This window comes from Pseudomonas sp. NPDC078700 (genome assembly GCF_044542375.1).
Classification (GTDB): Bacteria; Pseudomonadota; Gammaproteobacteria; order Pseudomonadales; family Pseudomonadaceae; genus Aquipseudomonas.
Genome location: NZ_JBITUI010000008.1, coordinates 64,284 through 87,687, shown reverse-complemented (window position 1 = coordinate 87,687; position 23,404 = coordinate 64,284). Strand labels below are relative to the sequence as shown.

The following is a 23,404-nucleotide window of genomic DNA, read 5'->3' as shown; positions in this document are numbered from 1 at the left end:
GGCTTGCGGCTTTATAAGTGCAAACAAAAAACTATAAAAACCCGCCGGGTTTCACCTGACGGGCTGGCGCATCCCCCGCTCAATCAGAACGGGTTACTGATTTGTTCATTGCTACTCGGCGCGCTTTGCTCTTCCGCAATCTCAATCGGCAAGCCATCTTGCGAGGCCACAACTTCACGCACAACTGCCCAGTCCAAACGGAAGTTTGCAAACTCATCTTCCTTGAGCAGTGTATTGATAACGGCGGTGTGTTTATCAATTACCGACACTTTGCCCTCATCATCCAAGGGTTCGTGGGCTTCCAAGTAAACACGGCCATTACTACGACCAAACTTATACGGCTGGTTGATAATGCGCACCGAGGTGCCCACCGAAGTCATTGCCGCCAACTCCAGTACATTCTGGTTGAACATCCGGAAGCAGCCATGGCTGACGCGCATGCCGATACCGAATTTCTTGTTCGAGCCGTGAATCAGGTAGCCAGGCACTGACAGGGCCATTTTGTATGGACCCAGCGGATTATCAGGGCCGGGTGGCACAACCGATGGCAGCGGATCACCATCAGCCGCATGCTCCGCGCGAATGGACTGAGGCGGATACCATGCAGGGTTAGGCGTCTTGGCGGTGATTCGCGCATGGGCAACCGGAGAGCCCCAGCCTTCGCGACCAATGCCAAGCGGATAGGTGTAGACCACATCCTTGCCCTTAGGGAAGTAGTAGAGACGGTATTCAGCAAGGTTGATTACGATACCCTCACGAGGTCCCGGCGGGAGAATAAAGCGTGTTGGAAGAATGATTTCGGCACCCTCTCCCGGCAACCAGGCATCGATGCCAGGGTTGGCTGCAACCATTTCCGAATAACCAAGGTCATTGGCGGTCGCCAAGTCCGCGAATGTATCTTCATACTTGGCTTTGACCACTTGAACCTGACCAATAATGTCATCGCCTGGCGGTGGCAATGGAAACTCAAGTGCACTAGCTGATCCCGCGACCAGCAATGCGGCAACAGAAAGGCAGCGGGTAACCGCAGGTACGCGCGACAACATCCGGAATTCCTTGGAGAAGGTGACTAATTAAAAGGTGTGTTGCTTATTTAACGCTGCACAATTGTACACCCCAGCGTTAATCACAGGGAGTGCCGTACAGCGTCAGCCTGTGACAACAAAAGTAGCCAGTGGTTGCCTTAACTGATCAGCATCGCCCGCTCACCACGACGCTGGGCTTCAAGGATCTGCTTGCAGATGGGACATAAGCGTTTGTCACGCAGCATAGCTTTCTCAAGTGGCTGCCAGAGCGGCTGCGAGGGTAAGAACCCACCACATAAAGTCCGGTCACCGGAGTTGCCCAGCTCAAGTTGACGCTCCACCAAATGCACACGCACTTCACGACAGGCGAACAAGTCGAGCTGCTCATCAGGTTCGATCAGTTTATAAGCATGTAAAGACCAAGCAATACGCGGCATTTAGGGCTCCAGAAGGGGGCGCCACATTATCCGAAACACAGGGTTCAGAAAAGCCTCAAAACACTCATTTAGGCTTATTTAGCAGTGGTTGCAGCACTGGCCAAACGTTTTCCAGCAGTTTTGACTGAGCCGCCAGAGCTGGATGCAAACCGTCTGCCTGCATTAATTGCGGCACACCACCGACGCCTTCGAGAAAAAACGGCACAAACGGCACTTGCTTCTGTTGGGCCAAGTCACTGAAGACCTGAGCAAATGCGGTGGTATAGCGCTGCCCATAATTGGGCGGCAAGCGCATGCCTAATAACAGCACCTTGGCACCTGCCTTCTGCGACTGATCAATCATTCCGGCAAGATTTTGTTGCAATTGACTGGGTGCCTGCCCACGCAGGCCGTCGTTGCCACCCAACTCAAGAATAACCCATTGGGGCTGATGCTCCTTAAGCAACGCAGGCAAGCGTGCTGCGCCACCTGAGCTGGTATCACCACTGATGGATGCGTTGACCACCTCAGCGTCATAACCTTGCTCATTGATGCGTTTTTGCAACAAATTCACCCAGCCCTGGCGGGTATCCAGGCCAAAAGCAGCACTGATACTATCCCCGACTACCAACATCGTCCCTGCAGATGCACTGCTGAGCCACATTGTCAGTATCAGGACAACGCCGATAAACCCTGTACGCATTGGATTCTCCATGAGCTCACGTATTCTCACCGCGCGAAACCTAAGCAAAGTAGTGCCTAGCGCAGAAGGCGAGTTAAGCATATTGCACGCCCTTAGCCTGGACCTCAATGCAGGCGATAGCTTGGCAATAGTCGGCAGCTCTGGCTCAGGTAAGTCAACCCTGCTGGGCTTACTTGCGGGACTCGACCTGCCCAGCAGCGGCCATGTGGAACTGGCCGGTAATAATCTCGGTGAAATGGATGAAGACCAACGCGCCCGGGTTCGAGCAGAACATGCAGGGTTTGTGTTTCAGTCCTTTCAGTTGCTTGACAGCCTCAATGCCCTGGAGAACGTCATGCTGCCGCTTGAGCTTGAAGGTCATCGTGATGCCCGTGAGCGCGCGCGCGGCCTACTTGAGCGTGTCGGCCTGGGTCATCGCCTGAGTCATTATCCGCGCCAACTATCAGGCGGCGAACAACAGCGAGTGGCTATTGCACGTGCATTTGCTGCAGAACCTGATGTGCTATTCGCAGACGAGCCCACAGGCAACCTTGACAGCCATACTAGCCAACGTATCAGCGATCTGCTGTTTGAATTGAATCAGGAACGTGGTGCCACACTAGTATTGGTCACTCACGACGAACGCCTGGCGCACCGCTGCCACCGTCTGATTCGTCTGGAAGGCGGCCATTTGATTGATGCAGTAGAACCTTGATGACCAGACTCCCCTGCTCTCGCCTTGTATCCCTTGCCTGGCGTCAATTACTGCGCGAGTCACGTTCAGGTGAACTGCGCATTTTGTTCTTTGCATTGGTCGTTGCAGTTGCAGCCAGCACAGCAATTGGCTACTTCAGTGCGCGGCTAAATGATGGAATGCTGATGCGTGCCAGCGAATTCCTCGCGGCCGATATGGTGCTTTCTGGCAGCTCACCCGCCTCTCCTGAGCAAATCAGTCAAGGTCAGAAACAAGGCCTTGATCATGCACAAACTGTTGAATTTTCGAGCGTCATTGCAACGGATACCGGCATTCAACTGGCTAGCGTCAAAGCCGTCGACAAGGCTTATCCCTTGCGCGGACAATTAAAACGCGCCGATCAACTTTACGGCCCAGAACACCCCAGCAGCGGCCCTGCCGAAGGTAATGCCTGGGCTGAGGCACGCCTGTTTGCAGCACTGCAACTCAAGATCGGCGACAGCATCGATGTGGGTAATAAAACCCTCACGCTCAGCCATGTATTGACCTATGAGCCCGACCGCGCCGGCAACTTCTACAGCCTGACACCAAGGGTGCTGATCAACCTTGAGGACTTGGCAGCCACCGGAGTCGTGCAGCCTGGAAGTCGGGTCAGCTACCGTGAATTATGGCGCGGCACGCCTGAACAACTCGCGGCCTACAAGCAGCTAATTGAGCCTGCGCTTGAGGCGAACCAGAAAATAGAGGGCAGCCGCGACAGTAACCGGCAAATTGGCGGCGCCCTGGGTCGTGCAGAGCGTTACCTGAACCTCGCCAGCTTAGCGGCTGTATTGCTTGCTGGTGTAGCCGTGGCACTCTCAGCCACGCGCTTTGCTGCTCGTCGTTTTGACGCCAGTGCACTGATGCGCTGCCTTGGCCTTTCACGCAGCCAAGCCCTGAGCCTGTTTAGCTTGCAATTAGCGATGCTCGGAATTAGTGCCAGCATTATTGGTGCCCTGATTGGCTGGCTGAGCCAATATGGCCTGTTTTATTTACTCCGGACCTTACTGCCTCCGGACCTGCCATCCGCCAGTTTCGGACCTGCATTGGCCGGCATCGCCACAGGTTTAGTCGCACTGGCGGGCTTTGCCCTGCCACCTCTCGCGGCCCTGGGCCGAGTACCACCACTGCGGGTACTGCGCCGTGATTTATTGCCGGTTCCAGCCAGCTCATGGCTGGTATATGGCGCGGCGCTATTCGCATTAGGGTTGATCATGTGGCGTCTGAGCCTCGACCTGCAGTTGACCCTTGCCCTACTGGGCGGCGGCTTAGTAACGGCATTAGTCTTGGGTGGATTGCTGCTGATTGGCTTGAAAAGCCTACGCCGAGTATTAGCAAGAGCCTCGCTACCTTGGCGTCTTGGCCTGGGCCAACTGCTGCGCTACCCCCTCGCCGCGGCAGGACAGTCACTGGCATTCGGCTTGATTATTCTAGCCATGGCGCTTATCGCGCTGCTGCGGGGCGAACTGCTCGACACATGGCAAGATCAACTACCTGAGGATGCGCCCAATCACTTCGCGCTGAATGTGCTGCCTGACAGCAAAACCGCATTTGCCGCACGCCTTGCTGAGTTATCACCTACGCCCGCACATTTGTACCCGGTCATTCCAGGTCGGTTGATCAAAATCAATGATCAGCCGGTCAAGCAGATAGTCAGCAAAGAAAGTCGTGGCGATCGTGCGGTCAATCGTGATTTGAGCCTGACGTGGACAACTGACCTACCCGCCGACAATGAACTAATCGCCGGTAACTGGTGGAGTGCTGATGAACAACAAGACATGCCAGGTGTTTCAGTAGAATCAGAACTGGCCGAAAGCCTGCAACTGAAACTCGGTGACCGACTGAGCTTTATCGTCGGCGGGCTGACCCGTGATGTTCGCGTAACCAGCCTGCGCAAAGTCGACTGGAACAGCTTTCAGCCAAATTTTTACATGATCTTTGAACCAGGCACTTTGCAGGACTTGCCCGTCACCTACCTAACCAGCTTCTACCTGCCGCCAAAGCATGACCGGCAATTGGTTGAGCTTGCCCGCGAGTTCCCGGCCGTCACGCTGTTGCAGGTCGATGCCCTCCTTGCACAGCTACGCGGCATCGTTGCTCAGGTCACGGTGGCCATTGAGTTTGTCTTGCTCTTTGTATTGGCGGCAGGGCTAGCGGTGTTATTTGCAGGTTTACAAGCCACGCTTGATGAGCGTATTCGTCAAGGCGCATTACTTAGGGCATTAGGCGCTGAGCGCAAACTTCTGGTTACCGCCCGACGTACCGAGTTCGGCCTGCTGGGGGCCGCGAGTGGCGTGCTAGCGGCACTGGGTTGCGAGCTAATCAGCTTTTTACTGTACCGCTACGCGTTTGATCTCACTTGGCATCCTCATCCCTGGCTCTTGGTATTGCCTGTGATAGGTGCATTGTTAGTTGCATCGGCAGGTGTCCTGGGGACTCGCCGAGCATTAAATGCCAGCCCACTGACAGTGCTGCGCGAGGGTTGATAAACTCAGCGAAAATCCGCGTTTTTTTGCAGCCACTCATTGTTCACAGGTGTTTATGAGCCGTTATCGACCGCCACGCTCTGCTGGCACGCCACTGATCACACCTGAAGGCGAAGCCAAAATGCGCGCGGAGTTACATGAACTGTGGCACGTACGTCGGCCTCAGGTAACTCAATCCGTTAGCGAAGCGGCTGCTCAAGGTGATCGCTCTGAGAATGCCGAGTACACATACGGCAAGAAAATGCTGCGTGAGATCGACAGCCGCGTGCGCTTTTTAACCAAGCGACTGGAAAACCTCAAAGTCATTAGCGCCCAGCCCAGCGACCCCAACAAAGTTTATTTCGGCGCTTGGGTTACAGTTGAAGACGATGATGGCAACGAGTCACGCTACCGCATTGTTGGGCCAGATGAGCTGGATCTAAAGCAAAACATGATCAGCATAGACTCGCCACTAGCCCGCGCCTTGATTGGCAAATCACTCGATGCCGAGGTAACGGTGCAAGCACCTACCGGAGACAAAACCTGGTACGTGGTCGCAATCAGTTACCCCTAGCCTCGCATGCTGCTTGTTCTAAAGACGCCGCGTGATCAAGCCTTGCCGAGCGACCCGAACAAGTTGACGAACGCGTTCGTCAAGGTTTTCAGGCGCGATTGCTGGCAGTACTGCCAGATCAAAACTATCACTGGCAAACCGCGCCAGGGAGTCATTTGGATCGACGAACTGAACCAAGAAATCACGAGCAGTGCCATTGCGGCGCGGCCAGCCATCCAAATAACGCAGCAGGCTGGGTTGATGGATACCGCCCAGTAATATTTTGGGGTTGCGTTTGATTAGCCCAGTGGTAATCGGGGCTAGGCGAATATAGGGTTGGGGACAAGTCATGCTCGCGTCTCCGCCTCAGAAATCCCGCTGGGCAGCGGTGAGAGGCGACACCGAACCAGCGCTTTAGCGGTATTTCGAAGCCTTTAATAGGTCTTCTCGGAGAGTTGCACTGGGCAAATCCCGCGGCGCCCCGCAAGTAGCTGTTTAAATCGGCGCATTTGCATCCTAGAGAAACTGACTGACGCCTGTCAATACAGACGATATAAAAACCTCATGACTGATCGATTGTCCGTAGAGCAAAACTATCGCTCAATAAAAAGCCCGCAAATTTGCGGGCTTTCAACATCACTGCAATCAGCTGGAAATACGCTGATCCACTGACAACTTGCCAGCACCTTCAATCATTATCGCTACACTCACGGCGAGCAATGCCAATGCATACTCGAAACCGTTAGCGCTGATAAAAAAGCCGTTGCCGATGTGTACGCTAAAGATTGCCACCAGCATTGTAATAGCCAATACCAGTCCTGCAGGGCGTACCAGCAAGCCTATAACCAATGCCAAGCCACCGAAGAACTCGGCGCTGCCAGCCAGCAATGCCAGTAGATAGCCAGGCGTCATACCCAAGCTTTCCATCCATTGACCAATCCCTTCTAGTCCCGGCCCACCAAACCAACCAAATAACTTTTGCGAACCATGAGCCGCAAATGTCAGGCCGACGATAACTCGCAGGATGGTCAGGCCATAGCCTGCGTGTGTGGTGGTTAGCGATTTAATCAGTGCGCTCATGTTGTCAGTCCTAGTCAGACGTTAAGTAAGTGAAACGCATAATAAACCATTAATTAGATATGAATAGCGCATAAATGCCATAAAAACCATCTAACAAATAGATCATTCTCTTGCGGTGACTTTGCGGGTCTGCGGCTCGAGCAAATAGCGTTCGCGGTCATAAGCCAAGTAGTACTTATTGACACTATTAACATAGCTGACAACACTCATACCCACCTGCTCCATGGCAATACGTTCAACCTGAAAGAACCACTGATTCGGGTTCAGCCCACGACGCTTAGCCTCTGCTCGCATACTTTGTACACGTGCTGGCCCCATGTTATAGCCGGCTAAAACAAAGGCCATGCGCTCACGCTCGTTTAGCTTCGGGCTGTTAAAATAGGACTTGCGAATCATTGCCAGGTACTTGGCGCTGGCCAATACATTGTTATCAAGCGCGGTAATATTCCCGACACCCACCGCGCGCGCTGCCGCAGGGGTGATCTGCATCAAGCCTGTAGCACCGCCGCCGCCGCGGGCCTTGGGGTTTAGGGTTGACTCTTTGAACGCCAAAGCTGCCAGCGCCAGCCAATCGAAATTAAGCTGCGTCGCATAGCGTTGCAACACGGGCCGCACCTGCTCCAGACGCTTGCGCTCAATACGGCCTAATGGATAGTGAACCCTGTAAAGTCGTCGATAAATCCGCTGAAATGCAACGTCTTGATCTTCAGGTTGACGGTAGGTTTTGAAAAAGCGATCAATCGCCGCGCTTAGCATCGGTGCGTCACGGCGCACGTACCAGCGCATCACGCCATTATTGGAAAGCACCAGGTGCCTTTCAATTTGCAGTTTGGGCATGACTTTGCTCCAGCGCTCTGCGATCGGCAACTCGACTGCCGTCACGCTAAAGATCCCGGCCTGGACCATTTCCAGTACATCTTCGACAGCCAGCGTCGGGTCGACCCACTCAATAACAATGGGCGACTTCCTGCGCTGGATCAGCTTCTTGTTAAGCTCTGCAATCGCCTCACCAGCCACACTCCCTGCCGGTAATGCCACACTGCGACCCGATAGTTGCTCAAGGTATTTGTAGCGTCGATCACCCCGTCGGCCGACTACAACCACTTTGACATTGGTGCGAATAGCACCACTCGCACTCACTGCCGTTGCCGTGCGCACGGTCAGTAATTCCCCTGGTGCGACCAGGTCGCCCTCACCCCGCTGCAATGCACCTAGCAGTTGGTCTTTGGCCATTGGGATAATTCGTAGCTTGATCGCACGACCATCGTGCGCGTTGCGATTCAGGTACTGCTCGAATGCACGCAATCGATGATATTCGACACCAATACTTTGCCCCTTTACTTCACCTGAACTGTTGCGGCTTTGATTGACTAGCACGCGTAGCTCAGCACCACGGCGAATGCTTGCCAAATCGCGCGACTCTGCTGACTTTGTTACTTCCAATGGCCCAGCCACACGCGCTACGGCCGAATAGGGCAGCAGCATGAGTAGGCACATCATTAGCAACATTCGCGACATCAACACTCCGGACCACGGCGCAATAAATTAATGGCCATTGGTCAGCTAAAAACAAATCGATACCTGTCCAGCCCGTGTAAACGGCCGCGGAGACTCTCACAGTCGTTAATATTTCGCCAGTACAACTTAGCAATCAACATCACTAACTACATGTAAGTGATTGTTTTTAATTAGTTTGTTATTAAAACTAAAAGCTCTGATATCCTTAGCAATCACTTTCACTGGTTAGCACCATGCAACTCACTGACATTGGCGTCAATCTGACTCACCCCAGCTTAAATGAACAATGCGCAGCGGTTCTCGATAGGGCCTACGCTGCTGGGGTCATGCAATTGCTTTTAACTGGCACCAGCCTAGCTGAAAGTGAACAAGCAATGCTGCTCTGTGAGAAGCACGATGAAAGCCAACAGCGACTGTTCAGCACGGCGGGCATTCACCCCCACGATGCCAGCAGTTGGAATGGCGACAGCGCAAACCAGCTAAAAGCCTTGCTCGCTCACGAGCGTGTCCGCGCTGTTGGTGAGTGCGGGCTAGACTTTAACCGTGATTTTTCACCGCGGCCACAACAGGAAAGAGTCCTTGAGGAGCATTTGGCGCTGGCCGTCGAGTTGCAACTGCCGGTGTTTTTGCATGAGCGCGATGCAGACCAGCGTCTGGTAGAAATACTTCGTGAGTATCGCGACAAACTTCCGGCAGCCGTTGTCCATTGCTTCACCGGACAAAAACGTGCCCTGTTCAACTACCTGGATCTGGATTTGCACATCGGCATTACTGGCTGGATTTGTGATGAGCGTCGGGGCACTCACCTACAACCCCTGGTGCGCGAGATCCCTCAAGGCCGGTTAATGCTCGAAAGTGACGCCCCCTTCCTGTTACCGCGCTCATTGAGACCAAAACCGAAGAATGGCCGTAACGAACCTGCCTACCTGATCGAAACACTTAAGACTGTCGCAGAACACCGCGCAGAAAGCCTTGAGCAGGTTGCCGCTCATACCACTGCTACCGCCCAAGCATTCTTCCGGTTGCCGACGCTCAAGGTCACTGCCACCGCTGAGCAGCCATAACACTTAGGCACGCGACGCCGGTATCAGCTCCAGCCTAGTGTTGCTTGTGCGCTGGGCGCTTCGGCTGTCAACGCATCTTGCCGACCACCAACTCCTTATACTTACTCGCCGTGTGCCTGTTTTTAAGACGGGTTTAATAGTCGGGGGGTACGTTGTATATCGGCAATTATTGGACTTCACTGAGCCAAACAGCATCGCACAATGCCACCCGGCCTATTGCGCAAAACTGAACAAACAGACAACAAACGCCTTTAAAGCTAAACTGCTGTTTCATGTATGAGTCGCAGCAGTGGCGTTTTATCAGTGTGTTGCAAAGCAGCCAGCTTCCCTCGGTCTTAACGCTATTCCTGAAGTGTCTTGGAGTTGTACATCCGCGAGGACTTAAATGTGCGGCGTGCTCGGCTAAACATCTGTCTTTTTTTATTGTGCTGCCTCACGATTAGCAGCAGCGTAATGGCGTCCCCGCCCTACCCAACAAACCGCATTGCCCTGTCTGTAGAGCTCGGCGATGGACACTCGCGAAGCTTCACCCTCAGTGATCTGGAAAAAATGCCGAAACGCATGATCACCACGCGCGAGCCTAATCAACAGGCTGCCATTGAGTGGACAGGGATTGATTTAGGCTATCTATTAACTCAGGTGAACATTTCACCTGACAGCTATTCATCACTTCGCCTCGAAGCGCTCAATAACTATTCAGTAATCATCCCTCGTGAGGATATTCAACGCTTCACCCCAATCATTGCCTATCTGCGTAATGGCCAATCGATGCCTGTCTCAGAGTTCGGACCGCTCTACTTGATCTACCCCTTTGACCTGTTTCCAGAACTCAATGTGCAGTTATATTTCAATCGCTCAATTTGGCAATTGAGCAAGATTAGCCTCAATAGCGAGTGATCATTGATGCCGACTCATGATCTTGCGCGCTTTCAAGCCAATCAACGGCGCCTAATGGCCGTGCTGGTGGTTTTGGTGCTGGTAATGGCTGTTATTGTAAGCAGCGCACTCTGGATGGTCATCAGGCAGGCCGAAACCCTTGCTGCCCCTTCTTTGCACAGCGAGCTATGGCGTTCGTATCAGGTCAATGCGCAAATACGCCGCACGCTAGACGTCGCGGAGGCTTTCAAGCGCGGCGATGTACAGGGTGATGATTTAACCGAACAAGTGCAGGTTTTGCGCAGCGTCGTCAGCCATTTTGACGGTGAGCAGTTATTCCATTTTTTACCCATAAGGAGACCCGCCGCCGAAGCCGCTTTGCATGAAGTTTTACGCCTAAGCAAAGACTGGGATGAACGCGCAGCCTGGGGCGATCCTGATGGCGCACGCATTCTGGCCAATGAGATTAGCCTGAAACTACCGAGCGTAATTGCTCCAATGGCCGACGTCATGGTGTCGGCCAATATATCGCTGTCCAACGAGCTGGATGAAGACCGGCAGATGATACATGCCCGTTTTCTCTATTTGGGTTGGGCATTGCTTGGGCTACTCATCGGCGGAGCACTGTTGGTGCTTCGGCTGATTATCAGCTACCGGGAGGTTAGGCAGCTGTCGCTGCGTCTGGGTGACCTCAATCAAAACCTGGAGGCGCGTGTCGAAGAACGCACCCAAGAGCTCTCTGATGAGCAGGCGTTACTCAACTACATATTGGAGGCCAGTCCTAGCGATGTAGCCCTACTCGACACTCGCGGCGCTCAGGTGCACTTTGTTAATCAACGCTTGCTTAAACGCAGTGGCATAGAAAACCAGCAGGACTTTTCAATCAATGCCTTGTTTGCCCAACCCGATGAAGGCGCGCGTTTCCAAGAAGCGCTTGAGGCCCGACGACAAATCAATGATTGGGAAGCACTTCTAGCGGCGAAACTGCCTTATTGGGGTGTTGTTTCAGGGCGTGTTCTGGAACAAAAAAACCACAGTTCCTACCTCATTTGGTGCTACGACATCAGTGTACGCAAGCAAATGGAACAAGAGCTGTTAACCCTTGCCAACACAGACAGCCTGACAGGTATCAACAACCGGCATGCGTTCATGCAATTGGCAGATGATTTGCTCAGACTCAATCACCGCTACGATCATCATTGTGCAGCCCTGATGATCGATATTGACCACTTCAAACAGATCAATGATGTGCACGGTCACCAAGTCGGTGATATGGCCCTGCGTGCCATCGCAGAGACCCTTAGCACGGGTTTGCGTGAAGTTGATGTGCTGGGTCGCCTAGGTGGAGAAGAGTTCGCCATCCTGCTGCCCGAAACAGAAATCGAGCAGGCCCAGTACGTAGCAGAACGCTTGCGTATGAGTGTTGAAGCCATGCGCGTTGCGCTGCCTAATCAGACATCGCTGAATATAACTGTAAGCATCGGATTGGCATTCAACACCTCACAGGAGACCCTCGACCACTTGCTGGCTCGGGCGGATGCTGCGCTGTATGGCGCAAAGGCAAACGGCCGTAACCAAATAGAGACGGCCGATGAGCCTGTGATCAGGCAAAAACAGTAGTGGTCTGTCGGCTGATCGCCAATAGATCGCCCTGAGCATCCCACAATGCAGCGGCTACATGGCCATAACCATCACGTGCGTACTCAATGTTCGCCCGGTACAGGTACCAATCAGCAGAACTCATTTGCTTGAGGGGCTGCACAAACTCAATGGTCCACGTCAAGGTGCTGCCCGGGGCAGGCGTCTTTAAATATGGCAACACTGCGGGTGGCCATGCATCGACCAGAGCCAACAGGTGGGACTCAGTAATAGTCTGAGGCTGATCTTCACCGCGAAGCTGCACCCAGCCACCCATTTGCCGTTTAGCTTGACCCGTATAAGGCATGGCACCTATGGCCCAACGCATGGCCAAGAAACGGGTGAACCCTGGCGTGACATTGGGAATAAATGGCAGCTCTTGGCAATCTTCAGCTGGCTTCACTTGCGGCGCGGGTTCAGCGTCAACACTGATAATTGAATCACGCGACGCACCAAAACTGCCTTGAATCAACGTCACCACCTGGCCGTTTTGTACAGCGCGCCCAAGCACCTGGCTCACGGCACGACCTTCACGCAGTACCTCCGCTTCAAAGCTAATCGGTACATCCGGCGCAGCTGGTCCCACAAAGGTAATAGCCAGCGAACGCACTGGCCGCCCGGCGTCAACCTGAGCGTTCATGGCCTCGTAGACCAACGCAGCAACCAAACCACCGAAGCTGGCTCGCCCCTGCCCCCAAGCATCTGGAATCACCACATTAGCTGGGTTGCTGCGAACGGCTTGGAGCAATGTGGAGAAAGTCATAAGCATCTCGGAAGTTCAGGACGAAACTGATCTTAGAGGATAATGACCACCCCATGAAAGTGGCCGAATAAAGGGCAAAACTTGCATTTACAATTACACACCGCAGATTGCGCTGGCTGCAGCAGAATGCTGGATAAAGCGCATGTCCGGATAATCCGCCAATTTGACTACTTCGCCCTAGCTATCACTGTTTGCTCATTAGTTTTGACCTTAATCCAGCCAGCGCCTCGGCGGCTTTGACTTCAGCGTGTTGCAATTGTGTTTGCCAAGTCACGACGCATGGCAGTAGGTCGGGCTCAGTTTCGCTGAGCATCAACCATTGCAATAAGTCATGCCAATTACCCAGTGCTGACTGAGCTTGCTTGAGCGCTTTTTGGCTGCTCTTGTTGAGCAAGGCAATATTTGGGTATGCCTGGGCGTTGTAACGGACACGTTTGACCAACAAACGCAGGTCATGCCAGTCATGAAGCGGGTCGGCCATTGCACGTATCAATCGACGCTGGGCCTTGAGCAGCCGCGGCTCAAGTTTGCGCTGAATGACCCGCAACGACCCATCCCGTTCAGCCATACGCCACTGTGTGGGCCATGTATCAAGGGCTTGCCAGAGCGCTGCTAATTGCGGGCTCTGCAGGACCTGTTGGTAGTCCTGCAGTGCACGTTGTTGGCGTTGGGCAATCAATTCGGGCGCTTGCTGCTTAAGCTGTAACTCTGCAACTAGCACTTCAAGGTCACGCACCGGACCTGTCAGCTTGCCAAGCTGGGCAGCTTGCCCCTGCAAATAATCGCAGGCAGGCAAGCCGCGCAAAGGTTTGAGCAGACTGCGCAATCGCCGCAGGTTGATGCGTACATCGTGTAACGCCTCAGCATCAGTCGGCGCCTGCATACGCGCTACACAAGCAAATAAGCTAACGTGGTGTTCAAGCACCTGAGCGCTGATCCGATCAGCAAATGCTGACATTAAGACTCTCCTTAGGCGTGAGTACCTAGAATAACCAAGGACTGATGCAGCACAATCGAGCAACAGTCACAAAAGATTTTAATGCCGGTAAGCCCGGCTCAAACGCCAAGGCAGCGCCTTACGCAAGGCACGCAGGTGATGACGTAGCGTTTGCACGGATTGATGTTTGCCGGCGTAACGCTGCGCTTCAAACGCCGCCGCGAATGCTTCGATTTGCCTGGCTTGACCTGGCATCGCTTGGGCTGCGCGCACGGCAAAATCGCGTGCACCTTCTGCAGGTCGACGCACGATTGCGTGGCGCGCCAATAAGCGTTCGAAGCGCAAAAAAATTCGCTGCTGTGGGTCGCGCGGCTGCTGCCATGGTTTAAATAGAAAGAGCGCGACCAGGCTGAGTACAATGGCTCCCCCGCCGACCAAACAAATAGCCAGCCAACGCCCATTAACCTGACCAAACCATCGTTGATACAACTCCAACTGCTGCGCCCCTTGATAACCCAAGACCCAGCGCTGCCAGTCGTAATTGAGTTGATCCCAGGCAAATCTAAGTTGATTGAGCCACGCCAGATTACGGTATCGCAGCGGTGAGAATGGCGATTTTTCGAGGAAGCTATCTTCCCCTGCCAGCGCTTGTTCCAAGCCTTGTTCGATGCGCTCAGGGGCGACCTCAAAAGTAGGGTCGGCGCGGGTCCAGCCTTTGCCTGCCTGCCAGTACTCAACCCAGGCATGCGCATCAAATTGACGAACCTGGACGTAGCTGCCGGATGGATTTGATTCGCCGCCCTGATAACCGGCAACAACACGTGCTGGAATTCCAGCAGCGCGCAAGACAAAGGTCATCGCGCCGGCATAATGCGCGCAAAAGCCGCTGCGGGTTTCAAACAGAAAATCATCAATGCTATCGACCCCGACTGCTTGCGGGCGGAGTGTGTAGTGATACGGTTGCTCATGGAAGTTACGCAGAACCGCCTGCACCAGTTGCTCGGTTTGCGGGTGTTCGCGCTTGAGTTGCTGTGCCCAGGCTCGGCTGCGTGGATCACCCGCCTCAGGCAGTTGCAGTAAGCGCTGCAGTGAACGTCCCGGGCCTGTCGGCTCACGCAGCGCCTGGGGCCAAGAGGTCAAGTTATAGAGCAAAGATCGGTCTACAGGCTTGTTCCGCTGCAAACGAAAGTCGCTCATCATGCGTGTATTTTCAAGCGTGGTCTGGGCCACATCCAAGGCAAATAACCATGGCCTCGCACTGGGCTGCATCACAATACTGTAGATGATCGGCTCGCCTTGCTTTTGCCATAACGGTTGCAGCGGCAGCTGAGCAAAGCCCGACTGGGACCAACGCCGCCCGTCAAACCGGTCAAGTGTCAGCGCACGCCAATACAGCTGACTGCGTGGTGGTACCGGCCCTTCGAAACTGGCGCGAAATGCCAGCTCGCTGGATTGACTCAGTTCGGCAATATCAGCCGGAGCCATAGTGTCCGAAAGCCCGGTAACGCCTTTTGAATTGCTGCCCGGCAGTGACCATAGCGGCCCCATACGTGGAAAAAACAAGAACAACAGCAACATCAAAGGCAGAGCTTGCAGCATCAGTGCAGCGGCCAGCCTCGCAGTTGACCAAGGCCGCATTGCCAGTGCGCTTTGTTGCAGTCCGATCATCGCCGCCAGCAAGGCACAGACGGGCAACAAGCTAAAGGCAGCAGTGAGCATGCTGTCATCAAATAAATAGGCCGTGACAACAGCGAAGAAGCCAAGAAATATCAGGACTAACGCATCACGGCGCGTGCGCACCTCAACCAGCTTCAACACAAAAGCCGCGATCAGGAGCACCACGCCCGCATCGAGCCCAACCACACTGCCGCGCGATAAGAACACCCCCACCCCAGCACCGAGCATCAATGCGCCTTTAACCCACGCACTGGGGAATCGAGCACGCATGCGGTATATCTGCACCCGCCAGACCGCGCAGCCAAGCCACAAACCAACAACCCACAAAGGAAGGTGGCCAAGGTGCGGAATAATCACCAATACCTGTGCAATCAGCAGCCACGTCAGGCTAACCCGTGGGATGACCTGCTGATTATTCATCCGAAGCACTCCGTGCAGACCCTGCAAGGCCGTATAGCGCCAAGGCGCGCAAGCATTGCTGGCAATGTTGCTCGCCACTGTTTACGGCGATGTGGCTGCCCGGCAAATCCATTGAAAACGGCTGCTGACGCTCGGTCAGTTGCAACACCCAATAGCACAGCAGTGACAAGCGTGTTTCGGTATCGCTGGCCAGCCTATTGAAGTCGAGGCAGACATCACGTCCACTCAGTTCACTAAAGTCTTTAACCAGTAAGCCCTGCCCTCGCGAGTAGGCCTTCCAATGCAAGCGCCGTTTCGAGTCACTGGGCTGATAGGCTCTAAGCCCTTGAAAGTCATCTGCACCGCTGCCCTGCGCACGCATGCCTAGGTCTGTTGCATCATCACTAAGACCGGAGCTCAGCGGCAAATCGCCCTCGATTGGGCGTGGGTAAACCAGCAATTCCAAATCAAGGTCTACCCAGCTCCACGCCACCAAAATCCCCAGTGGAAAGCGACTCTCAACCCGCACTCTGCCGGGCCGCAACCAACCACGCTTGGTGGCTGGCATCGCCAATTCTGCATCACTGCCCGATAGCGGTGCGACATCAAACTGGAGCAACTCATCGGGTGGCCAACCCAAGGCTATTGCTTCGTGTGCCCGCCTTTCACTCTCAAGCCTGACACTAAAGCGTGCATGCTCGCCGACAAAAACCGGTTCGGCAGAAGCCGACTTTAGGATTAAACCGCTCAGGTTGAGGTAGGTGTGCAAGATGGCGACGATAAATACCGACCCCAACAGAAAGGTCAGGCCATAGGCCAAGCTGTTTTGATAGTTGATCGCGGCCAACAGCATCAGCGTCAGCGCGAGAAGAAACATCGCGCCAACCCGTGATGGGATGATAAATATCTGGCGCTGGGTCAAACGCAGTGTTTTTACTGGCGGGATGCGCCGAGACAACCAACGGTTCCATCTCGGTTTGAGCCTGCGGATCAAATTGCTGCAACCTCACGCAGCAACCACTGCACCAAAGTACCGCCACTGTGGCCCGTTGGATCTGCCCGCTCACGCAAGCGATGGCCGACCACGGAGGGCAACACCGCTTGCACATCTTCAGGGATTACATATTCACGCCCCTCAAGCAGTGCCCACGCCCGAGAAGCCGCTAACAGCGCAAGACTTGCCCGAGGTGAAAGCCCCCAGGCAAACTGTGGCTGGCTGCGCGTTGCCTCGACCAGACGCAAAACATAGTCAACCAGCGCATCGCTAACGCGGACTTTAGGCACCTCATCTTGCAATAAAGCCAGCTGCCTGTGATCTAACACGGAGGCCAATTTGGGCAACATTGTGCGCCGGGCATCGCCCATCAATAGCGCCTTTTCAGCCGCCTTGGCGGGATAACCCAGGGATAAACGCATCAAAAAACGGTCGAGTTGTGATTCCGGCAAAGCAAAGGTGCCGCCTTGGCTGACTGGGTTTTGCGTAGCGATTACAAAGAAGGGATCAGGCAGTGCGCGTGTTGCGCCTTCAATGGTGACCTGACCCTCCTCCATGGCCTCAAGCAGCGCACTTTGGCTCTTGGGCGTGGCGCGGTTGATTTCATCAGCCAGCACCAACTCTGCAAAAATGGGGCCTTGGTGAAAGACAAACTGCCCGCTGTCTTTATCAAACACCGAGGTGCCAAGAATATCGCCCGGTAGTAGGTCAGAGGTGAACTGAATCCGTTGAAAACTTAAGCCCAGTACCTTCGCCAGCGCCTGACTCAGAGTGGTTTTACCCATGCCAGGTAAGTCTTCAATCAATAAGTGACCGCGCGCCAGCAAGCAGGCCAATGCGAGTCTGACCTGCTGCTCTTTACCCAGCAATACTTCGTTGACCGCGCTTAAGCACGCATCTAATTGGGTGCGCATCATGAACTCCTACGACAAGTTAACCTGATGCTACTGGCAGCCGCAGCTGCGGCAAAGGGCCATGTAATCTTTACTCACGAAACTGTGACATTAGTCGGCACCGTTTAGCATGAGCGGTAACTTGAGTGTAGCGATGTGCGGTTTACGTCGGCCGTATCATTTCAAAGGTGTCCCGGGTGCGGGTATAAGACATGCCGCCCAAGCGCCCAACTATATCCAGCTTGTGCGGATCAACTCGGCCCTTTTCATTGAGCACCTCATCATCAATGTGCGCCAGTAAAACCTCCGCAAAAATCAGATTGCAGTTAGGGTTGTCATGGGGGAAAGGCTGAATCTGCGACACCTTGCATTCAAATGTCACCGCAGCACCCGCAACGCGCGGTACCGCAACCCGCTCACTGGGCACACTGGCAATGCCACATTGTTCAAACTCACTGACACCATGGGCCAGGATTGCAGAGCTGGCGTTCATGGCTTCAGCATGCTCAAACGACACCAGTTGGATCACCAACTCACCGGTCTCCTGAGCATTTCGCAAAGTATCCTTGAGGCTGCCGTCAGGATGATGATTTACATTGACCATCAAAGTCGGCGGCTCATCGCTGATCACTTGAAAGAAGCTAAAAGGTGCCAGATTGCTCACCCCAGCCGCAGAACGGCTTGATACCCAGGCAATTGGCCGTGGGGTGACTGTCGAGGCCAGCCAACGGTAGGCATCAAGCGCAGCTAACTGACTAAAATCGATGAGCATCTGCAATGTCCTGCTTTCAGTTTTTCGAATGGTTTAACGACCCGCGCGGGACTCACCGATGTAAAAGCGCGCTTTCTGCGCTTTACTGCTACAGCCCTCGTAGGCTTCAAACTGTTGCTGGGTTTTAGCTGCAGTAAGCAGCGATAAGGCTTTCGAATAGCTGACTGTACCTGCAAAGCCTTCGGCTTTGGCCAGATCAAGCTCTTTCCAAGCTGTGTCCAATTGATTGGCACAGCCATCACGGTTAACGGTTTTACCCGAGCAACCGGCTAGCAACAGAACAACCAGGGGTAAGCAGATCAACGCTTTCATAGTGCCTCTCAATTATTAGGTTAGTCCGGTGGTCATCCGTGTTGACGGCCACCCGTAGTTTTTACAGCGCCCTAACTGGGACAACATTAAAACGAATTAGATCAACACGTTGCACGCTCACGTAAATACTCAACAACGGCTGCTTGTTCGCCACTGAACTCAATACGCCCGGCTTTGCTCTCGTGCTGAAACACATACATCGGATCGTAATATTCAACCAACAGGGTTTCAATCCAGCCACGATGAAGGCTCACATCGTTGTTGGTTTGCTGCTCGATCAACGCTTGATCCATGATTGCAGCCAACCGCTGGTAACGCTCTCCACCCAAGCGTTTTAGGATATTAGCCAAGCTTTGTTGCAGACGCTCAGCGAAGGCTGCAAAGCCCTCTTCTTCACCGAGTAATTCAACGAACTCGGCGCGAAGATCAATCACATAATCCTTGAGAATTCGCTCGACTCGTCCTTCCACACTGTCTTCAAGCCAGACCAGTGGAAAGCTTTGCATGCCGTCATACAAAGGCAAAGGCAAGGAGCAGCGGCCGATGATTCGCCCTTCATCTTCCAACACGAATTGGTTGATGCCACGATCACGTTTTTTCAGGATGTCGATGGCCAGCGAATTTTCAAAATCAATCTGCATTGGCTGAGTGGTGGCCCGTTTACCAAAGCTTGAGCCACGATGATTAGCATGGCCTTCAAGGTCCAGGCTATTTTCCAGCTGCGCGATGACTTCTGTTTTACCGGTGCCAGTCATACCGCCTACTAGAACAAACTGACTCTGTGCAATGGCCTGCTCGGTCGTCTCAATCAAAAAGCTGCGCATGGCCTTGTAGCCACCGGTTACGCGTGGGTAGGCAATGCCCATTTCGGTCTTCAACCATTGCTGCACTAACTGCGAACGCAAGCCGCCACGGAAGCAGTACAGATACCCTTCGGGATTGGCGTGGGCAAAAGCCGCCCACGCGGCCAAGCGATCTGCTTTACGTTGGCCATTAACCAACTGATGGCCCAACTCGATAGCGGCTTGCTGACCGTGCTGTTTGTAGCAGGTGCCCACCTTTTGCCGCTCAATGTCATCCATCAAAGGCAGGTTTACCGCTCCGGGAAACGCACCCTTGTTGAATTCAACCGGGGCACGCGCATCCATCATCGGAGCATCTTGCAAAAATAGCTGGCGGTAGTCGTTGGTGTCGTCACGCATTACACCACCTCAACCGCGTAACGCTGTCGCTCAGACATTTCGCCAATCGACTCAAGGTTCAGGCCACAGTCGGCGGCGACTTGAAGAAACTCGGCCTCACCTTCAGGCGTAACGGCAACCAACAGGCCACCACTGGTTTGCGGGTCGCACAGGAGCAATTTGCACAATTCAGGCAGCGGCGCAATCTTGTCGCCATAGCTGTCGAAGTTACGCAGGGTGCCACCCGGTACGCAGCCCTGCTCCAGATAATATTCAACGCTGGGCAGGCGCGGCACCTTGGCAAACTCAACCCGAGCAGTAAGGCCACTGCCATCGGCCATTTCCACCAAATGACCAAGCAGGCCAAAGCCGGTAACGTCGGTCATTGCCATGACCCCTGCTAACTTGGCAAAGCGACTGCCTGGTTTGTTCAGTGTGCACATCCAGTCACGGGCCAGGCCAATGTCTTCACTGCGCAACTTAGCTTTCTTCTCGGCAGTGGTCAGAATGCCAATACCCAGTGGCTTGCTCAGGTACAGTTTGCAGCCTGCAGTGGCGGTGTCATTACGCTTCATGTGGCGCTTTTCAACCAGGCCGGTAACGGCCAGACCAAAGATAGGCTCAGGTGCATCAATCGAGTGACCACCGGCCAGGGCAATACCCGCCTCGTCACAAATTGAGCGACCACCCCGAATGACTTCACGCGCAACTTCAGGGGCCAGCACATTGACCGGCCAGCCTAGAATCGCAATCGCCATTAAAGGATCGCCACCCATTGCATAGATATCACTGATGGCATTGGTCGCCGCAATTCGCCCGAAGTCATAGGGGTCATCAACAATCGGCATAAAAAAGTCAGTGGTTGAAACTACACCACGCTCGGCATCAATCTCGTAAACTGCCGCATCATCGCGTGAGGTATTGCCGACCCACAGTTTGGGGTCAAGGTTCTGCGCACCACTGCCAGCCAGAATCACTTCCAGCACCTTTGGCGAAATTTTGCAGCCACAACCGGCACCGTGGCTGTACTGGGTCAAACGAATTGGCTCACTCATGATTTCTCACTGGTCGGGTCGACAGGCGGGCACATTCTAGCAAATCCAGCCTTGGCGCTAACGTCTCTCGCGAGTATGTTGATAAAACAATGCGTTATGGGGGTTTTACGGTGAAAAAGCGAGTCGCACTAGTCTTGGGGTCAGGAGGCGCACGGGGTTATGCGCACATTGGGGTTATCGAAGAACTAGAAGCGCGCGGCTACGATATCGCCTGTGTTGCGGGTTGCTCCATGGGCGCGGTCGTGGGCGGCATTTACGCTGCCGGTAAACTCAAAGAATACAGTGAATGGACCCAGAGCTTAGATTACCTTGATGTCTTGCGCCTATTGGACGTTAGCTTTCGCCTTGGCGCTATTCGGGGAGAAAAGGTCTTTGGCCAAATCCGTGAAATTGTCGGCGAGATCAACATTGAAGACCTGAGGATTCCGTTCACAGCGGTAGCAACCGACCTGACTAACCAGCAGGAAATCTGGTTTCAAGAAGGCAATCTGCATCAGGCCATGCGGGCTTCAGCAGCGATTCCAAGCCTGTTTACGCCAGTCATTCAAGGCTCGCGCATGCTGGTGGATGGCGGTTTGCTAAACCCATTGCCGATCGTCCCTGTCGTGTCGAGCCACTGCGATCTGATTATTGCGGTCAATCTCAATGCCAACAACCAGCAGCACTATCAGTTGCCCGTCATAGAGCGTCCAGCAGCGATCAAGGGGCGCTTTGATCACATGATGGCATCGCTCGGCTCGCGCCTGCCCACCTTGCGCCGTAAAAACGCAGAAGGTGTTGAGCAACTGCTATTGCTTGAAGACCATGCGGCACTTGAGCACGAATACATTTCACAACCCGATCAACAACTTGATGAACAACCGCCTGCTGCACCCGAACCGGATGCCGATGCAGCACCAAAGTCGGCGTCTGGCTCGCGCATTGCCAGCGTTGGCGGCCCTGCCTCGCTATTGGAGCTGGTAAACCAAAGCTTTGAAGTGATGCAGGCATCACTGGCGCAGTACAAAATTGCCGGATACCCACCGGACATTCTGATCAATGTTCCAAAGCGCGTCTGTCGTTTCTTTGAATTCTATAAAGCGCCGGAGCTGATCATGCTTGGCCGGCAAATTGCCAAAGACACGCTGGACAAATATGAGCGCGGCGACCACTAAGTACAGTTCAAACGACCGCCTGTTGGCGGTCGTTTGGGTTTACACAGGTGGCTTGTCAGTACTGCGTATGACCTGGCCAGACTGGTTCTCAAATTTAGGTTGCCCGCGGGCTACCCAGTCGGTGACCAAGTTGTAGGCAACCGCCAATAAAGTTGGCCCGAGAAACAGCCCCATAAAGCCGAACGTAAGAATCCCGCCAAACACACCAAGCAGCACCACAATCAACGGCAAATTACCGCCACGGCTGATCAGGTAAGGCTTAAGAATGTTGTCCACACCGCTGATGATCAGCACACCCCATATGCCAAGAAAGATTGACATGCCGACCTGACCATTCCAGACCAGCCACGCCACTGCCGGCGCCCAGACCAAGGGTGGGAACATGATTAAGCTGGCACCAAACGTCAGCAATCCCAGAAGCAGTGCTCCCGGGACGCCTGCAATCAAAAAGCCGATGTACGCGAGCACGGCCTGCGCAGCCGCTGTGCCAATCACGCCATTGACCACCCGCTGGACGGTGCCAGCAATAAGGTTCACATAATGGTCTGCACGGTCTTCGATCAATCGCTCAAGCAAGCTGCGGGCAAATGCAGCGAGGCGTTCACCGTCACGGTAAAAGAAGAACACCAGAATTAGGCTCAGCACCAGCTCAAGCATACTCCCGCCAATCTGCGCGCTGCGCTCGAGTAACCAGTTACCCACTTGACCGAAGTAAGGCTGCAACGAGGCAAAGAAGGCCGCGCCTTGCGCATCTATCGTCTGCCACAGGGAAACCAAACGATCACCGACCAATGGCACGCCTGCAAGCCAGGATGGAGGAGCAGGCAGGCCAGATACCTGAACGTTCTTGATCAAAGCAGTGGCGTCGCGGATGTGATCCGCCAGATTAAAACCCAGCAGCACCGTAGGGCCGAGAACCAAAAACACCCAACAAAGCGTCAAGATGGCGGCTGCCAGTGATGTACGGCCTTTGAGCAGGCGAGTTAACAGGCGCATCACTGGCCAACTGGCGAACGCCAGCACGGAAGCCCAAAACAGTGCCGACCAAAACGGCGCAAGCACCCACAAGCTTGCACCCAGCAATGCCAGCAGCAATATCTGCACCAGCAAGCGATCGTTATTGAGCATTTCTACATTCCTAATAGGGGTAAAACCAACAAAGGCCCTGTGCGTTAACACAGAGCCTTGTTAATCAGTCAAGGCGTATGCCTTGGTCG

General features: G+C 54.0%; 23 protein-coding genes. 7 read left to right on the top strand and 16 right to left on the bottom strand.

The features are described from left to right. Nucleotides 1-83: 83 nt before the first annotated feature. The 3 genes from ACIGCM_RS21760 to ACIGCM_RS21750 form a co-directional block, all read right to left on the bottom strand. On the bottom strand, nucleotides 84-1,046 hold the full coding sequence (locus ACIGCM_RS21760) for a L,D-transpeptidase family protein (RefSeq protein WP_397504152.1): 963 nt from the start codon (nucleotides 1,044-1,046) through the stop codon (nucleotides 84-86). Nucleotides 1,047-1,183: 137 nt separating this feature from the next. Continuing rightward, complete coding sequence (locus tag ACIGCM_RS21755) at nucleotides 1,184-1,462, bottom strand: hypothetical protein (RefSeq protein ID WP_397504151.1); 279 nt, start codon at nucleotides 1,460-1,462, stop codon at nucleotides 1,184-1,186. Nucleotides 1,463-1,526: 64 nt separating this feature from the next. Beyond that, nucleotides 1,527-2,144 carry an arylesterase gene (locus ACIGCM_RS21750; protein WP_397504150.1) on the bottom strand — a complete coding sequence of 206 codons (618 nt, stop codon included), beginning with the start codon at nucleotides 2,142-2,144 and terminating at the stop codon, nucleotides 1,527-1,529. A 10-nt stretch (nucleotides 2,145-2,154) separates the two neighbouring features. On the opposite strand from ACIGCM_RS21750, the gene ACIGCM_RS21745 reads away from it, so the two are divergent. Genes ACIGCM_RS21745 through greB form a run of 3 tightly spaced genes read left to right on the top strand, consistent with a single transcriptional unit; the run spans nucleotide 2,155 to nucleotide 5,895 of the window. Further along, nucleotides 2,155-2,838: an ABC transporter ATP-binding protein gene (locus tag ACIGCM_RS21745; protein ID WP_397504149.1), complete on the top strand. Its 684-nt coding sequence runs from the start codon at nucleotides 2,155-2,157 to the stop codon at nucleotides 2,836-2,838. Then, nucleotides 2,838-5,342 (top strand): ABC transporter permease, encoded by a 2,505-nt coding sequence (locus ACIGCM_RS21740; protein ID WP_397504148.1) that lies wholly within the window; start codon nucleotides 2,838-2,840, stop codon nucleotides 5,340-5,342. Before ACIGCM_RS21745 ends, ACIGCM_RS21740 begins: the two co-directional genes overlap by 1 nt. Nucleotides 5,343-5,397: 55 nt before the next feature. Then, entirely contained in the window at nucleotides 5,398-5,895 is a 498-nt protein-coding gene (greB, locus tag ACIGCM_RS21735; RefSeq protein ID WP_397504147.1) for a transcription elongation factor GreB, read from the top strand. Nucleotides 5,896-5,913: 18 nt separating this feature from the next. On the opposite strand, the gene ACIGCM_RS21730 is transcribed toward greB, so the two are convergent. The 3 genes from ACIGCM_RS21730 to ACIGCM_RS21720 form a co-directional block, all read right to left on the bottom strand. Then, nucleotides 5,914-6,225, bottom strand: a complete 312-nt coding sequence (locus tag ACIGCM_RS21730) for a class I SAM-dependent methyltransferase (RefSeq protein WP_397504146.1) — start codon at nucleotides 6,223-6,225, stop codon at nucleotides 5,914-5,916. A gap of 294 nt (nucleotides 6,226-6,519) precedes the next feature. Further along, nucleotides 6,520-6,954 (bottom strand): DoxX family protein, encoded by a 435-nt coding sequence (locus tag ACIGCM_RS21725; RefSeq protein ID WP_397504145.1) that lies wholly within the window; start codon nucleotides 6,952-6,954, stop codon nucleotides 6,520-6,522. A 102-nt stretch (nucleotides 6,955-7,056) separates the two neighbouring features. Then, entirely contained in the window at nucleotides 7,057-8,472 is a 1,416-nt protein-coding gene (locus ACIGCM_RS21720; RefSeq protein WP_397504144.1) for a transglycosylase SLT domain-containing protein, read from the bottom strand. 233 nt (nucleotides 8,473-8,705) lie between these two features. Here ACIGCM_RS21720 and ACIGCM_RS21715 point away from each other — a divergent pair, with 233 nt between their 5' ends. From ACIGCM_RS21715 to ACIGCM_RS21705, 3 genes are all read left to right on the top strand, one after another. Further along, nucleotides 8,706-9,536, top strand: a complete 831-nt coding sequence (locus tag ACIGCM_RS21715; protein WP_397504143.1) for a TatD family hydrolase — start codon at nucleotides 8,706-8,708, stop codon at nucleotides 9,534-9,536. A gap of 453 nt (nucleotides 9,537-9,989) precedes the next feature. Further along, entirely contained in the window at nucleotides 9,990-10,433 is a 444-nt protein-coding gene (locus ACIGCM_RS21710) for an oxidoreductase (protein WP_397504142.1), read from the top strand. A gap of 6 nt (nucleotides 10,434-10,439) precedes the next feature. Beyond that, on the top strand, nucleotides 10,440-12,032 hold the full coding sequence (locus tag ACIGCM_RS21705) for a diguanylate cyclase (RefSeq protein WP_397504141.1): 1,593 nt from the start codon (nucleotides 10,440-10,442) through the stop codon (nucleotides 12,030-12,032). Here the strand turns inward: ACIGCM_RS21705 and ACIGCM_RS21700 are convergent. The 9 genes from ACIGCM_RS21700 to selD all read right to left on the bottom strand — a co-directional run bounded on the left by ACIGCM_RS21700 (nucleotide 12,016) and on the right by selD (nucleotide 21,033). Next, complete coding sequence (locus ACIGCM_RS21700) at nucleotides 12,016-12,813, bottom strand: acyl-CoA thioesterase (RefSeq protein WP_397504140.1); 798 nt, start codon at nucleotides 12,811-12,813, stop codon at nucleotides 12,016-12,018. The two genes, ACIGCM_RS21705 and ACIGCM_RS21700, sit on opposite strands and share 17 nt — an antisense overlap. Before the next feature lie 184 nt (nucleotides 12,814-12,997). After that, complete coding sequence (locus ACIGCM_RS21695) at nucleotides 12,998-13,771, bottom strand: CHAD domain-containing protein (RefSeq protein WP_397504139.1); 774 nt, start codon at nucleotides 13,769-13,771, stop codon at nucleotides 12,998-13,000. A 78-nt stretch (nucleotides 13,772-13,849) separates the two neighbouring features. After that, on the bottom strand, nucleotides 13,850-15,847 hold the full coding sequence (locus ACIGCM_RS21690; RefSeq protein ID WP_397504138.1) for a DUF3488 and DUF4129 domain-containing transglutaminase family protein: 1,998 nt from the start codon (nucleotides 15,845-15,847) through the stop codon (nucleotides 13,850-13,852). Then, nucleotides 15,840-16,784 carry a DUF58 domain-containing protein gene (locus ACIGCM_RS21685; protein WP_397504137.1) on the bottom strand — a complete coding sequence of 315 codons (945 nt, stop codon included), beginning with the start codon at nucleotides 16,782-16,784 and terminating at the stop codon, nucleotides 15,840-15,842. The genes ACIGCM_RS21690 and ACIGCM_RS21685 overlap by 8 nt, the downstream gene beginning before the upstream one ends. 32 nt (nucleotides 16,785-16,816) lie before the next feature. Further along, the gene (locus tag ACIGCM_RS21680) at nucleotides 16,817-17,734 is read right to left on the bottom strand and encodes an AAA family ATPase (RefSeq protein ID WP_397504136.1); all 918 of its coding nucleotides are present in this window, start codon (nucleotides 17,732-17,734) and stop codon (nucleotides 16,817-16,819) included. 142 nt (nucleotides 17,735-17,876) lie between these two features. Further along, nucleotides 17,877-18,485, bottom strand: a complete 609-nt coding sequence (locus ACIGCM_RS21675; protein WP_397504135.1) for a flavin reductase family protein — start codon at nucleotides 18,483-18,485, stop codon at nucleotides 17,877-17,879. A 33-nt stretch (nucleotides 18,486-18,518) separates the two neighbouring features. Beyond that, entirely contained in the window at nucleotides 18,519-18,797 is a 279-nt protein-coding gene (locus tag ACIGCM_RS21670) for a hypothetical protein (RefSeq protein WP_397504134.1), read from the bottom strand. Nucleotides 18,798-18,898: 101 nt separating this feature from the next. After that, nucleotides 18,899-19,999, bottom strand: a complete 1,101-nt coding sequence (gene mnmH, locus ACIGCM_RS21665; RefSeq protein ID WP_397504133.1) for a tRNA 2-selenouridine(34) synthase MnmH — start codon at nucleotides 19,997-19,999, stop codon at nucleotides 18,899-18,901. Then, entirely contained in the window at nucleotides 19,999-21,033 is a 1,035-nt protein-coding gene (gene selD, locus ACIGCM_RS21660; RefSeq protein ID WP_397504132.1) for a selenide, water dikinase SelD, read from the bottom strand. Before selD ends, mnmH begins: the two co-directional genes overlap by 1 nt. Before the next feature lie 110 nt (nucleotides 21,034-21,143). Here selD and ACIGCM_RS21655 point away from each other — a divergent pair, with 110 nt between their 5' ends. Beyond that, nucleotides 21,144-22,187, top strand: coding sequence for a patatin-like phospholipase family protein (locus ACIGCM_RS21655; protein ID WP_397504131.1), 1,044 nt, complete (start codon nucleotides 21,144-21,146; stop codon nucleotides 22,185-22,187). Between the two features lie 39 nt (nucleotides 22,188-22,226). Here ACIGCM_RS21655 and ACIGCM_RS21650 read toward each other — a convergent pair whose 3' ends face one another. After that, nucleotides 22,227-23,315, bottom strand: coding sequence for an AI-2E family transporter (locus tag ACIGCM_RS21650; protein WP_397504130.1), 1,089 nt, complete (start codon nucleotides 23,313-23,315; stop codon nucleotides 22,227-22,229). Nucleotides 23,316-23,404 lie beyond the last annotated feature (89 nt).